Genomic DNA, 12,869 nt, shown 5'->3' with positions numbered 1-12,869 from the left:
CGTGCTCCGCCCCGTTGTGCCCGGCCCTCTCGTGCTCCGCCCTCCAGTTGCGCCCCACCTTCCGAAAGGACTCCACCGGCATGACCACCACCAGACGTATCCGTGCGACCGCCCGGCGTGCCACCTCGATGTTGGCCGCGCTGTGCGTGGCGGCAGCCGCGGCGAGTTGCACCGTCGAGGACGAGAAGTCGCCCGCCACCGCCTCCGGTTCGAACGCTCCGGCCGTCCCGGCGGCGGCGCCGGGGGTCACCGCGGACAGCATCAGGATCGGCGTCGTCTACCCCGACTTCGCCGCGCTCAAGCCGTTCGTCAACCTCGACGCGGGCGACTTCGAGGTCGCCTACAAGGCGCTGATCGCCAAAATCAACGCCGCGGGCGGGATCAACGGCCGCAAGATCGTCCCGGTGTTCGCGAAGATCAACCTGCTGGCTCCCGCCTCCGCGCAGGAGACCTGCGTGAAACTCACCGAGGACGAGAAGGTGTTCGCGGTCCTGGGCATGCTGCCCATCGCCGACCAGACCTCGTGCTACGTCCAGGCCCACAAGACCGCGCTGATCGGCGGGGCCATGCCGGCCGCGCTGTACGCGCAGGCCCGGGCTCCCTGGTTCACCGACATCGACGGCGACGCCTCCGCCAAGGCCGTCGAAGCACTCGCCGCCCACGGCGACCTGACCGGCAGGAAGATCGCCGTCGTCGCCGACGCCCAGGGCCAGACGGACGCCGAGAACGTCCTCCTGCCCGCGCTCAAGCGCCACGGTGTCACGCCCGTCGCCACCGGCTACCTCGCGTCGACCGCCGGCGACCCGGCCGCGACCCTGCAGCAGGGCACCGTCCTGCTGCAGAAGGCCCGGACCGCGGGCGCCGACACGATCCTGCTGACCGGCGGCGCGGCCTCGCAGATCCCGGCGATCCTGGAGAAGTCGGACTGGCGCCCGCGCCTGCTGTTCAGCCTCAACCCCTCGGGCTACACCCAGGACAAGGGCCGGCACGACTTCGGCACACTCACCGGCTCGGTGGTGGTCAACCCCGTTCTGGACTGGACGGAACCGCGGATCGTGGACTGCGTGCGCACCGTCGAGCAGGCCGACCCCTCGCTCACCGGCAAGCTCGTCGATCCCACCACCGTCGCCCCCGGCCTGCCGACCCTGGGTGGGTCCGTGCAGACGGCCTGCATCAACCTCTCCCTGTTCGAGGCGATCGCCGGGAAGGCCGGCAAGGACCTGAACTACAACAGCTTCCAGCAGGCCGGGTTCGGCCTCGGGAAGTACCGGCTGCCCAACTACCGGGACGACGCGACGTACGCGCAGCAGACGCCGAGCGGCGCGCTCCCCTTCCGGATCCAGACGTACGAGCCGGGCACCAATCGCTTCATCGCGGTGCCCTCCTGATTGCCCGACCCACTGCTCCCCCGATCGTTCGGCTGATTGTTCCGCAGCGGCCGGACAGGGCACCGACACGCAAGCCATGGAGTCGCACATGAACGACCTCATCCCGCCGGACCCGGCCGACGCCCACGACCTGACCGCCCTGCTGGGCCGGCTCACGCTAGAGGACAAGGTGCGCCTGGTCGCCGGCCACGACATGTGGTCGCTGGTCGAACTGCCGCAGATCGGCCTGCGCGCGCTGCGCATGTCCGACGGCCCGGCAGGGGTACGCGGCGTCGGCATGGGCGAGCACGAGACCTCGCTGCTGTTCCCCTCCCCCACCGCGACCGCGGCCACCTGGGATCCGGAGACGGCCGGCCGGGTGGGCCGGCTGATGGGCACCCAGGCGCTGGACCGGGACGTCCACGTCCTCCTGGCACCGACCGTGAACATGCACCGCACCCCGCTGGGCGGGCGGCACTTCGAGTGCTACTCCGAGGACCCGCTGCTCACGTCGCGGATGGCCGTCGCGTTCATCGAGGGCGTCCAGTCGACCGGAGTCGCCGCGACGATCAAGCACTTCGTCGCGAACGACTCCGAGGACGAACGCATGTCCTACGACAGCCGCGTGGCCGAGCGCGCGCTGCGCGAGGTCTACCTCGCGCCGTTCGAGGCGGCGGTACGCGAGGCCCGGGTGTGGCTCGTGATGTCGGCGTACAACTCGGTCAACGGCGCGTCGATGACCGAGAATTCCCGGTTGCAGAACGACGTCCTCAAGGACGAGTGGGGCTTCGACGGTGTCGTGGTCTCCGACTGGACGGCGGTCCGCTCCACCGAGCCCGCCGTCGCCGGAGGCACCGACGTCGCCATGCCGGGCCCCACCACGCAGTGGCTCGAACCGCTCGTCGAGGCGGTCCGGCAGGGCCGGGTCGACGAGGCCGTCCTGGACGACAAGGTGTTGCGCATCCTGCGGCTCGCGGCTCGCGTGGGAGTGCTCGACGAGGAGGTCGCGCGGAGCCACACGAGCACGCCGGCCGACGCCACGGCGCAGCTGCGCGCGGTCGCGGCCCGCGCCATGGTGCTGCTGGAGAACCGTGCCGGGGAACTCCCGCTGGATGCCTCGGCGCTGGGCCGGGTCGCGCTGATCGGCCCGAACGCGGTACGCCTGTCCGCCCAGGGCGGCGGCTCGGCGCACGTCAACCCCGAGCACGTCGTCGGGATCCCCGAGGGACTGCGGGCCGCCCTCGGACCCGACGTCGAACTGACGGTACGGTCCGGCGCGTTCACCCACCGGTACCTCCCGGCGCTGCCCCGCGACGCCGTCGTCGACCCGGCCACCGGCGAGCCGGGCGTCGGTCTGGAGTACCGGGCCGCCGACGGCACCGTGCTGGAGACCGCCGTGCGCCTGGACCCGGCCGTGGTCTTCTGGCCGGGCACCTTGGCCGAGGGCACCACCGCGGTGGCGATGCGTACCGCACTCACCCCGGTCGTGACCGGCACCCACCTGATCGACGTCGTCGGCGCCGGCGCGTTCACGCTCACGATCGACGGTGTGGTCCACGAGATCCATTCGACCGCCGAGAGCACCGACATGGGCGCGATGTTGCTGCGGCCGCCGGTGCGGCGCCTGGAAATCGACGCGCGGGCGGGCGTGCCCGTCGACATCGAACTGGTCTTCCACAGCGTGGTCGAGACGCTGTTCGGCAAGATCGGCCTGGGCTGGGGCGCGCCGCGGCTGTCCGACGACGAGGAGCTCATCGAGGCGATCGCCGACGCCGCCGCGGCCGATGTCGCCATCGTGGTCGTGGGCACCACCGACGACATCGAATCCGAATCGTTCGATCGCAAGAACCTGGCGCTGCCCGGCCGTACGGACGAACTGGTGGCCCGGATCGCCGAGGCGAACCCGAGGACCATCGTCGTCGTCAACGCGGGTGCACCGGTTCTCATGCCGTGGCGCGACCGGGTGGCCGCGGTGCTGTGGGCATGGCTTCCCGGCCAGGAGGGCGGCGCGGCCCTTGCCGACGTCCTCACCGGCGGGGTCGAGCCCGGCGGCCGGCTGCCCTCGACGTTCCCGGCCGAGGAGGAGCACGTCCCGCTGCTGTCGACGAAGGTGGTCGACGGCGGTATCGACTACAGCGAGGGCCACACCATCGGCTACCGCCTGTGGGCGCGGCGCGGCACCAAGCCGGCCTACCCCTTCGGCTACGGACTCGGGTACACCGACTGGCGCTACGACGACGTCGCCGTCGAAGGCGACGCCGACCGGGGCCTGACCATCGAGGTCACGCTCACCAACACCGGCATGCGCGCCGGCCGCGAAGTGGTGCAGGTGTACCTGGAACCCGCGGACGGCACGCTGTTCGGTGCCCCCGAACCGCTCCGGCTGATCGGCTTCACCGCCGTGGACCTCCCCGCCGGCGCCACCGAGGCCGTCCGCGTCGACGTCCCACCGCAGACCCTCGGGCGCTGGGACACCGAGGCGAACGCCTGGACCACGGTGCCCGGCACCTACCGCCTGGCCATCGGCAGGCACGCCGCCGACCCGCACCTCATGACCACGATCGCCCTCTGACGCTCCGGGGTGGATGCGGCCGGGGGCCGCCGTCGGGGCGGGCGTCTGCGGCGGGCGTCGGGGCGGGCGTCGCGGCACGAGAGCTGGGGGCCGTGCCGCGACGGTGGGGGGCGTACGCCCGAAGGAGTCCGGCAATGGCAATTTCGGCATGCCGTAAATCGTCGAATCATTCCGCACGGATCATCATGCGGGAAAAGGCCCGCAATAACACCCGGAATCAACCGACGAACCCACCGACGAGCCCCGGAAGGATTAACCGCCGATTTACTTTCCACACCTCTGGACATGCCAGTGACTCGGCAGTAGCTTACCGGCCGGTACCACAAAATGATTTCATTGCAGGACCTCCGGGAGGAATTGTGCTCGCCACGATCCTGAAAAGATCCCCCGTACTACTCGGTACTGCCGCTCTACTCGCCGCAACAGTCCTGACCGGGCCGGCCACTGCGCAGGGTGCGCCGTCCTACTCGAAGTACACCGCGCTCGGCGACTCGTACGCCGCGGGCGCGGGCATACCGGATCTGTCCGGCGGCGCGTGCCTGCGTTCGAACCACAACTTCGGGACCGTCGTCGCGGCCTCGCTCGGCGTGACCGACTACAGCGACGTGACCTGCGCGGGTGCGAAAGTCCTCGACCTGACGGCACCTCAGGTATCCCCGGTGCCACAGTTGGACGCCGTCGACAGTGACACCGACCTGGTGACCCTCGGCATCGGCGGCAACGACCTCAGCGCCTCCCCGCTCGGCGTCGTCGAAGTCATCCTCGAATGCATCCTGGTGTCGGGGTCCGACCCGCTCGGCGCTCCGTGCCACAACCAATACGCCGACCGGCACTTCGACTTCGATACCTTGTCGTGGGCGTACGAGAACGACGCCCTCGAAGCCGCCGTCACGGCAACCGCGCCGCAACTCGCCTCGGCCCTCCAGGCGATCCACACCAAGGCCCCGGGAGCGAAGATCGTCCTCGTCGGCTATCCGTCGGTCGTTCCGGACAACGAGTGGACGTGCTTCGCACGCCAGCCGCTGGCGATCGGCGACGTCGCGTACCTGCGCGGCATCATCACCCGATTGAACGGCATGCTGGCCTCCACGGCAGCCGCGAACGGTACGACGTACGTCGACACGGCCACTCCGACCAAGGGCCACGACGTGTGCTCCGACCAACCGTGGATCGAAGGCCTGATACCGGGTTCACCCACTGTCCCCTTCCACCCGAACGCGGCCGGCGAAAACGCCATGGCCAAGGCGGTACTCGCCGCACTGAGCCACTAGCCGACCCGAATCCGCGGCGCTCGAAGCGGCGTCATGAAAGCGGTTCGAATCCCGTCGCATCCCGTCGCAACGCCGATGCGGAAACAGGTTCCTCGGCCGAGGATATCCGGCTGGGGAACTTGCCGCGCACCGATCTCGGATTTCTGGATTCGGTTTCGGATTTCGCGTGTCGCGTTTCGATGTGTCGCGTGTCGCGTGTCGCCTCTCGGGGTTCGGGGTTCGGGGTTCGGGGTTCGGGGCGCCCGTTCGGAACCGGACTCCCGAATGGGTTGGATAGCGCCCGCGAGTTCCGTCGGGATCCTTCGCCCCCCGCTCGCCATCGCGTCGTCGCCGGAAACTCGGATCCCGCCATCCCGAAGGCCTTGTATACATGTACTGATGCATGCAAAGCTGACGCCATGTCAGATGACCGAGCCGTGCACCGGATCGAAGCGTTCGTCGGTCAAGTGGCCGACATGGCGCGGCTGCCCGGCTACCGCAACCGGCTGCTGGCGGTCGCGGGCGTCGAGTTGCACCAGTCCGGGCTGTCGATCCTGTCCGTCCTCGAACGCGAAGGCCCCCTCGGCATCAGCGAACTGGGGGTGCGCCTCGGCGTCGACCAATCCACGGCCAGCCGCCAGGTCCGGCCGCTCGAGGCCGCCGGGCTGGTCGCGCGCGATCCGGATCCCGCCGACCGCAGGGCCAGCCTGCTCCGCGTCACCGAGGCAGGATTGCGCCTGCGCGCCCGGGTGCGCGACACATGGCTCGCCGACATCGCCTGGGCGGTCCGCGACTGGGACCCCGCCGAACGCGAGCAACTGGGCGAGCTCCTGGAGCGGTTCGCCGCACGCTGGCGCGAAGCCGCCGCCGGGGCCGGCCTCGATGCCGCACCCCGCATCGACCCCACACCAACCGACGAACAGGTGACCTCGTGACCGACCGATTCGACCTCACCGGCCGCGTGGCCATCGTGACCGGCGGCAGCCGCGGCATCGGCCGCGCCATCGCCCATGCCTACGCCCGCGCCGGTGCCGCGGTCGTGATCGCGAGCCGCAAGGCCGACGCCTGCAAGGCCGTGGCCGAGGAGATCGAGGCGGCCGGCGGGCAGGCCCTGGCCGTCGCCACCCACCTCGGCGAACTCGACCAGCTCCAGGCCCTCGTCGATGCCACCGTGGCGCGCTTCGGGCGTCTCGACATCGTCGTCAACAACGCCGCCAACGAACTCGCCCAGCCCATCGGGCACATCACCCCCGAAGCCTGGGACAAGTCGTTCGCGGTCAACCTGCGCGGCCCGGTCTTCCTGGTCCAGTACGCGCTCCCGTACCTGATCGCCAGTGGCCGCGCATCGGTCGTCAACGTGGTGAGCGCCGCCGTGTTCACGCGCGCGGAAGGCAAGGGCCTGTACGCGGCGGGCAAATCCGCGCTGGTGGCCTTCACTCGCACGATGGCCGGCGAACTCGCCGTCCACAACATCCGCGTCAACGCGCTGGCACCCGGCACCGTCAAGACCGACATGGTCCTCAAGACCACACCCGACATGCAGGAACGCATGACCAAGGCGGCCCCGCTCAAGCGCATGGCCGACCCCGAGGAGATGACCGGGCCGGCCCTGCTGCTCGCGTCCGACGCGGGCAGCTTCATGACCGGGCAGATCGTCAGCGTCGACGGCGGCCTCACGGTCCACTGAGCCACCGCGTCCCTCGGCGCAAGCGCACACCGACCCACCGGCAGGTCCGCCGACACAGGAAGGGACCGACATGAACTTCGAGAACCGCGTCGCCGTGGTCACCGGCGCCGGAGGCGGGCTCGGCCGCGGCTATGCCCTCGAACTCGCCCGACTCGGCGCCCGCGTCCTGGTCAACGACCTCGGCGGCGGCAGCCACGGCGAACCGCACGCCGACGGCCCGACCGGGACGGACGGCCTCGGCTCGGACGGCCTCGGCGCGGCCGAGCGGGTGGCCGCCGAGATCCGCGCGGCGGGCGGCATCGCGCACGCCGACACGCGCGACATCACCACCGACGCGGCAGGCGTCATCGGGGCCGCGGTGGAGACCTGGGGCCGCGTGGACATCCTCGTCAACAACGCGGGCATCGCCGGCGGCGGGGAGATCGACGCCATCCCCGACGCCGAGTTCCACCGCATGGTCGACGTGCACTACTGGGGCACCGTCGAGATGATCCGCGCCGCATGGCCGATCATGCGGGCCCGGGGATACGGACGCATCGTCAACTCGTCGTCGACATCGGTCTTGGGCATCCCCCACACCAGCCACTACATCTCGGCCAAGGCCGGCGTGCTCGGTCTGACCCGAGCCCTCGCACAGGACGGCGTGGCCCATGGGATCAAGGTCAACGCGATCATGCCGACCGCGTACACCCGGCTGACCGCCGAGATCCCCGACGACGGACTGCGGACCCTCCTCGAACACTTCTTCAAAGCCGAATACGTCGCGCCGTTCGTCGCCGTGCTCGCGGACGAGAACGCCCCGTGCACCGGCGAGACGTTCACCGTGGGCGCGGGGCGCGCCGCGCGAGTCTTCCTGGGCGTGGCCCCCGGCTACCTCTCCCCCGATCCCGCCAAGGCGACGCCCGGCGAATACCTCACCAACTTCGACCGCATCCTCGCGACCGAGGACCACCTCGTGGCAACCAGCGCCATGGACGAAGTGGCCCTCTCCGCCAAAATGCTCGGCATCGACGCAGGCACCCCGACCATCGGCACGTAGAACCGGGCTCCCGCGCTCCCGATCCCGCTCAAGGGCGGGACGGTCTGCCGCTTCCACGGCGGCAGCGCCCCTCAGGTGCGCGCCGCCGGCGGAACGGTAGGCGGACGGCCGGCGCCGGCACTGCCGGATGCTCCCGCGGGGCGCGCATGACGGACGGCGTACAGCGCGGTGAGGCGCTGCTGACCGTCCACGATGAGGTAGCGCGCAGCGCGCTTCTTCTCGTCCGCACCGATCTGCCGCGCACCCTGCTCGGCCCCGGTGCTCCAGAACAACAGAGACCCGACGGGGAATCCCTTGTACATCGAGTCGAGTAGGTCGCGGACCTGGGCCGGGCTCCATACGACGGGCCGCTGGAGTTCCGGTAGGGCGATCTCGCCGAGTTCGATGTCCTCGACAAGCCGGGACACGGAAATCGAGGTGTCGCTGTAGAGGGCGTGAGCCATGAGGTGAGGGTCCCCCGGTCGAGTCGGTGTGTTGGGGAGGTTACTGCGTGAAGTCGGGTGGACCACCTGCGCGGTGCCCATTCGAGATCTTTTCTCACGATTTCCGCCCCACAGTGCGTCCGGCTCAGTGGCAGGCCGGCATTGGCTGGGGAACTCCGTGCACCGCGCCGGGGATGACGTGTTGTCCCAGTCGAACCAACCGAAACTGCGGTCGCCTTCCGTGGCAAACACGTCGAACCCGCCGGCCGGGCCGGCGCCGGGCGCGCGTTCGTACCGCCGGCGATGTCGAGGACCCGGTTAGCCGCTCCGGGCCAGGACTGCCAGGACCGCAGTGTCGACGACGGTGAGGGTTCCGTAGCACAGGAGCATGGTGCGAGAGAGGGCGACGGTGCGCCATGGGACAGGGATGCCGTATTGGTCGGCGTCCATCGTGAAGAAGGGAACAGCCGCAGGGGTCGCCGTCACCGCCCTTTCGTAGAGGGAGCGGAAGCGCCTTTCCTGGCCGAGGTAGTAGCTGTCGAGCAGCCAGAAGCCGATGGTCGTCAGCAGTGCGACCACCGCCGCGGTCCAATCGGATCCGTGCGGCGCGATGGTGACCAGGGCTCCGCTGAGCGTCATGGCCCAGCCCTTGATCAGGAACGAGTTCGTGCTGAAGCGGCCTATGGCGCTCTGCAGGAACTCCAGGTGCTTGTCCCGCCTTTCGTGGTGGGCGGGGGTCGTCGTCATGTGTCCGCCCGGCCCTTCGCAATCGGCCCTCGGTCGGGTGTCGGCCGCGAAATCCGGTGGCGGCTGCGCCGCGGTGCGGGCTCGGTTTCCGGTTCGGATACGCCAGGGGGTTTCGGGGTCTGCATGGGATCGGGTGCCGGATCGGGTGGTGCCGGTTCCGAGACGAGTGCGTCTCCCCCGCCCGGACCGGGGTCGGGGTCGTCGGACACCGGTGTGGGGTCGGCCTCCGGTTCCGCGCCCCATTGGGCGTTGAGCAGGGCGGCGGCCTTCTCCAGGCGCGTGCGCAGGCCTTCCGGATGCTCGTCCTTCAGGATCTCGCGGGCATGGTCGAGGAGTTCGAGTCGGATGTACGGTGGCCTGGTGTGCGCGCCGTCCGTCTCGGACGCGCCGTGGAGATTCTCCGGGTGGGGCCACGCGGATCGGTCGAGCGGGAAGGCGAAGGCGCCCGCGACGCCGGTCCTGGCCCGCTCCTCGACCAGTCCGATGCACACGTCCTCGACGGTGCGCCAGGCGACATCCTCGGCCACGGCCACGGCCGCCCGCAGTTCGGACCATGTGACGACGTGCCGGGTCAGGTCCTTGCGGGCGACCCGGAGCAGACGATCGGCGCTGCGCGCGGCCTCGGCCGCGCGGGACGCGTCGTCCTCGGCCCGGTCGGCGTACGGGTTGTGGGCAAGCACCTTGACGGCGACCGTGGCGGCGTTGAGCAGCAGCAGGAGCACGATCACGGCCGGCCTGTTCTGCGGGTCGAAGCCGGCGTCCGCGGCAGCTTGGTCCGCCCTGATGTTCGCCCACACGCCGAACATCACGCAGATGCCCACGACGAGCAGCGTGGGTCCGACCAGGCCCGGCCAGGGCAGGTCTCCGGGCTCGCGCCGTTCCACGGGCCGCCGGAAACCGAAGCGGTGGCGCAGGATGGCCGGGAGTCCGGACCGCCGCCGCTCGCCGGCGCGCGCCTTGCGGGTGCGCGCTCGGAACAGCGCTTCCGCAAACACGGTTCCGGCGGCCAACAGGCAGATGCTCGCGCCGAGTCCGGGCAGGCACGCCAACCAGTACCCGATCGTGCGTTTGTTGCCGCCTTCGCCGTTCAGGAAGCTCCGGATGACGCTGCCGATGAACATCGCGTCGAAGACGACACCCGCGACGAGCACGGGCCACAACAGCACGCGCCACAGGGTCGGCGGGCGCCGCAGGTCCTCGGGGCCGTCGTCGGCGTGCAATCGTTCCGTCGCCAGGCTGCGCTCGCGGGACTTGCGGACCGAACGTATCGCGGCGAAGCGTTCCACGGCCTCGATGCCGCCCTCGACGCGCCGGGCGGACTCGTCGACGGCGGCGCACGCGCGGACGAGGCCACGCTGATCCTGGGCGAGTCCCGTGTTGGCTGCCGCGAAAGCGGCCATGAGCGCGGCCTGTTCGCGACTCTCGACACGGTCGACCGGCTTGGATCGGCGGTGTCCGTCGTCGGCGCCGTTCGTCGAGAATGTGTCACACGGGCAGGGAACCGCAGCCTGGTAGACGGCGGCCGACGCCGCCGAGCTGCCGTTGATGCTCATGATCGTCGTCCCATCCCCCTGGGTTATGTCGCCTGGCTGCTCTGCAACGTCCGTTGCCGGACGGCACGTTCATTCGATGACGACGACGTCGACGCGGCGCCGGCACTGGAGTTCCCGGTCCGCGGCGTTCGTCGATCCGGTGTTCGGGGCCTCGGCAATCGGCTGAGGGCAGTCGTTGGCGACGCCGTGGCCGTACGCGGTCACGTTGTTGGTCATGCCGAGTTCGCCGAGGACCGCCTTGACGGCCTCGGCCCTGTCCTGCGAAAGCCGCTGGTTGTTCCCGGGGTCCCCGCGTGGGTCGACGTATCCGTGGACCTGCACCTCGGCGCCGGGCACACTGCGCACCCGCACCGCGATGTCTTCGAGTTGCGGCCTGGCCTGCGGGAGTACGGTCGGGGAGCCGGGGGCGAACAGCGCAACCTGGGAAAGTGGGTACGTGGTGCGCCGGTTCTGCCCGAATCGCACGACCGGATCCGCGGGGGGCGTGACCGATGCCGTCGGGGCCTTCGACTCGTTCGTCAAGGGCGTGTCCGGCGCGACGCAGTCGCCTTCCACGGCGGGTGTCGGGTGCGCGTCCGTGCACAGCCTCAGCCACAGGCGCTTCAGCCACGCGGATTGTGCCGCGGTGGGTGTCGGTTGGCCTTCCGCGGGCTGTCCGAGTCCCACCAGGACGGTTCGTACCGACGCGAGTGTGCGTTCGGTGATCTCCTGCCGTTCGAGGCAGACCCGAGAGACGGCGTCGATCTCGCTGTCCTCGCGGAATCCCGCCGGACGCAGGTCGGCGCACCCGCTGGTGGTCAGACCGTCGGTGAGCACGATGAGTCGGCGACCCGCGCCGGCGTTCGCGAATCCGGTGCCGCCCGCGCGCAGAGCCGCGAGGACGTCGGTGCCGCCTTGCCGGGGTACGGATTCCCGGGTTTCGGTGATGGTCGCGGTGAGGCAATCAAGGGCCTGCTGCCTGCGGTTGTTCCGGTTGGTGCCGTTGGCTATGCCCTTCGCCCAGTCGGTCGTCATGCCTTGCCTGATCCAGGCGATGTCCGAGGATCCGCCGAACGCCCCGACCGCAACAATGTCCTTGTCTGCGACAACGCGCGCGACGAGGTCGGTGAGCGCTCGGGCGCCGTCGCGTCCGGGTGTCGTGGGCGAGGTTCCGCGCAGCGATGCCGACGTGTCCACGAGAATCACGGTTCGACCCTGGCCGTTCGCCGCGCCGACGTCCCGGCTCATCCAGCCGCACCGTTGGGAATCGTGCGGCTGCGCGCACGACGTGATGCCCGCGGCCAGGAGTGCGAGTACGAGCAATCGCGAACACCGCCCTCGGGCACGACCGGTGCGGCCTCTCGTCATGATGTCGCCCCCGCGACGCCGTTCACGGGCGCGGACGCGGGCTCGTCGCTCGGCGGGAAGACCATCGCGTACGGGGACAATCCCATCTGTACGCAGAATCCGCTCAATGCCTTGTCGTAAGCGTTGGCGTATTCGAACAGGCCGATGCGCTCATGGTTGCCGACCGCGGTCTTGAGGAACTCGGCGAGTACGAGTGTGCCGCTGCCGCGCGCGTCCCGCAGTGCGCCCGTCGCGGCGGCGAAGTCCCTGTCCACCAGTGTGGCGACGAACGGTACGAGGAACTGACGTTGCGCCGGCCCGAGTCCGCCCGACATCTCCAGCCTGGCGATCACCTGCATCCATTCCTCGACGAGCGCCTCCGTCTGCGCGGCCCTGAGCAGTGCGTTGCCGTGTTCACTCCGCATGCTCACTTCGCTCAGGACGAAGGGGCGCAGGTGGTCGCGCAGCGAGGGATCGATGCGTACGCGCACCGAGGGGCGGCAACTGATCAGGCCCTCGTCGTCGGTGTAGCACCAGCCGTCACCCAGTTCCCGGTTGATCTGCGTCTCGGCGCCGGCGGGGTCGCCGGCCTCGCAGCCGCGGGTCACGGTCCACGCGCGCCGCAGGACCTCGACCAAGGCGGCCTCCTGCAAGAGGCCGGCGCGTTCGCGCAGCGTCGCGGAACTCATCTCGGTGCTGCTCCAGCGCATGTGCGGCAGCAGGTGGAACTCGAACACGTCGCCCCGTGCGACGCACGGCAACGGTTTCCCATCAAATGGCAGTTCCACGATCGCCGGCGACTGCAAGGCGGTTGCGGTGACCGGTGCCGACGGCGGATCCGTGACCGGGTGACTGGCGTTCCACCAGTCGCGCAGTCGGGCGAGGAGGCCTCTCCTGGAGGACATG

At 70.2% G+C, this 12,869-nt stretch carries 11 protein-coding genes; 6 read left to right on the top strand and 5 right to left on the bottom strand.

The annotated features are described in order from the left end of the window. The first annotated feature begins 80 nt into the window (after positions 1 to 80). The 6 genes from ACFZBU_RS04020 (at position 81) to ACFZBU_RS03995 (ending at position 7,915) form a co-directional block, all read left to right on the top strand. Positions 81 to 1,388: an ABC transporter substrate-binding protein gene (locus ACFZBU_RS04020; protein WP_391581900.1), complete on the top strand. Its 1,308-nt coding sequence runs from the start codon at positions 81 to 83 to the stop codon at positions 1,386 to 1,388. 88 nt (positions 1,389 to 1,476) lie between these two features. After that, the gene (locus tag ACFZBU_RS04015) at positions 1,477 to 3,939 is read left to right on the top strand and encodes a beta-glucosidase (RefSeq protein WP_391581899.1); all 2,463 of its coding nucleotides are present in this window, start codon (positions 1,477 to 1,479) and stop codon (positions 3,937 to 3,939) included. 359 nt (positions 3,940 to 4,298) lie between these two features. After that, positions 4,299 to 5,210 (top strand): SGNH/GDSL hydrolase family protein, encoded by a 912-nt coding sequence (locus tag ACFZBU_RS04010; protein WP_391581898.1) that lies wholly within the window; start codon positions 4,299 to 4,301, stop codon positions 5,208 to 5,210. A 398-nt stretch (positions 5,211 to 5,608) separates the two neighbouring features. Next, the gene (locus ACFZBU_RS04005; protein ID WP_391581897.1) at positions 5,609 to 6,124 is read left to right on the top strand and encodes a MarR family winged helix-turn-helix transcriptional regulator; all 516 of its coding nucleotides are present in this window, start codon (positions 5,609 to 5,611) and stop codon (positions 6,122 to 6,124) included. Continuing rightward, the gene (locus ACFZBU_RS04000; protein WP_391581896.1) at positions 6,121 to 6,876 is read left to right on the top strand and encodes an SDR family NAD(P)-dependent oxidoreductase; all 756 of its coding nucleotides are present in this window, start codon (positions 6,121 to 6,123) and stop codon (positions 6,874 to 6,876) included. The genes ACFZBU_RS04005 and ACFZBU_RS04000 overlap by 4 nt, the downstream gene beginning before the upstream one ends. Before the next feature lie 70 nt (positions 6,877 to 6,946). Further along, positions 6,947 to 7,915 (top strand): SDR family NAD(P)-dependent oxidoreductase, encoded by a 969-nt coding sequence (locus ACFZBU_RS03995; RefSeq protein WP_391581895.1) that lies wholly within the window; start codon positions 6,947 to 6,949, stop codon positions 7,913 to 7,915. A 71-nt stretch (positions 7,916 to 7,986) separates the two neighbouring features. Here the strand turns inward: ACFZBU_RS03995 and ACFZBU_RS03990 are convergent, their stop codons facing one another. The 5 genes from ACFZBU_RS03990 to ACFZBU_RS03970 all read right to left on the bottom strand — a co-directional run bounded on the left by ACFZBU_RS03990 (position 7,987) and on the right by ACFZBU_RS03970 (position 12,868). Continuing rightward, positions 7,987 to 8,358, bottom strand: a complete 372-nt coding sequence (locus ACFZBU_RS03990; protein WP_391581894.1) for a DUF262 domain-containing protein — start codon at positions 8,356 to 8,358, stop codon at positions 7,987 to 7,989. 297 nt (positions 8,359 to 8,655) lie between these two features. Next, positions 8,656 to 9,084 (bottom strand): hypothetical protein, encoded by a 429-nt coding sequence (locus ACFZBU_RS03985; protein ID WP_391581893.1) that lies wholly within the window; start codon positions 9,082 to 9,084, stop codon positions 8,656 to 8,658. Continuing rightward, positions 9,081 to 10,637, bottom strand: a complete 1,557-nt coding sequence (locus ACFZBU_RS03980; protein ID WP_391581892.1) for a hypothetical protein — start codon at positions 10,635 to 10,637, stop codon at positions 9,081 to 9,083. The genes ACFZBU_RS03985 and ACFZBU_RS03980 overlap by 4 nt, the downstream gene beginning before the upstream one ends. A 69-nt stretch (positions 10,638 to 10,706) precedes the next feature. Then, positions 10,707 to 11,864 carry an OmpA family protein gene (locus ACFZBU_RS03975; protein WP_391581891.1) on the bottom strand — a complete coding sequence of 386 codons (1,158 nt, stop codon included), beginning with the start codon at positions 11,862 to 11,864 and terminating at the stop codon, positions 10,707 to 10,709. A gap of 116 nt (positions 11,865 to 11,980) precedes the next feature. Then, the gene (locus ACFZBU_RS03970) at positions 11,981 to 12,868 is read right to left on the bottom strand and encodes a hypothetical protein (RefSeq protein WP_391581890.1); all 888 of its coding nucleotides are present in this window, start codon (positions 12,866 to 12,868) and stop codon (positions 11,981 to 11,983) included. Between the last annotated feature and the right edge of the window lies 1 nt (position 12,869).

Origin of the sequence: Embleya sp. NPDC008237 (assembly GCF_042956465.1) — a bacterium.
GTDB lineage: Bacteria > Actinomycetota > Actinomycetes > Streptomycetales > Streptomycetaceae > Embleya.
This window is presented reverse-complemented; position numbering and strand designations above follow the sequence as displayed.

What these genes read in the sequence shown, in the direction of transcription:
- ACFZBU_RS04020 (WP_391581900.1), top strand. Translation starts at nt 81, where the DNA reads ATGACCACCACCAGACGTATCCGTGCGACCGCCCGGCGTGCCACCTCG.
- ACFZBU_RS04015 (WP_391581899.1), top strand. Translation starts at nt 1,477, where the DNA reads ATGAACGACCTCATCCCGCCGGACCCGGCCGACGCCCACGACCTGACC.
- ACFZBU_RS04005 (WP_391581897.1), top strand. Translation starts at nt 5,609, where the DNA reads ATGTCAGATGACCGAGCCGTGCACCGGATCGAAGCGTTCGTCGGTCAA.
- ACFZBU_RS03995 (WP_391581895.1), top strand. Translation starts at nt 6,947, where the DNA reads ATGAACTTCGAGAACCGCGTCGCCGTGGTCACCGGCGCCGGAGGCGGG.
- ACFZBU_RS03990 (WP_391581894.1), bottom strand. Translation starts at nt 8,358, where the DNA reads ATGGCTCACGCCCTCTACAGCGACACCTCGATTTCCGTGTCCCGGCTT.
- ACFZBU_RS03985 (WP_391581893.1), bottom strand. Translation starts at nt 9,084, where the DNA reads ATGACGACGACCCCCGCCCACCACGAAAGGCGGGACAAGCACCTGGAG.
- ACFZBU_RS03980 (WP_391581892.1), bottom strand. Translation starts at nt 10,637, where the DNA reads ATGAGCATCAACGGCAGCTCGGCGGCGTCGGCCGCCGTCTACCAGGCT.
- ACFZBU_RS03975 (WP_391581891.1), bottom strand. Translation starts at nt 11,864, where the DNA reads ATGAGCCGGGACGTCGGCGCGGCGAACGGCCAGGGTCGAACCGTGATT.
- ACFZBU_RS03970 (WP_391581890.1), bottom strand. Translation starts at nt 12,868, where the DNA reads ATGTCCTCCAGGAGAGGCCTCCTCGCCCGACTGCGCGACTGGTGGAAC.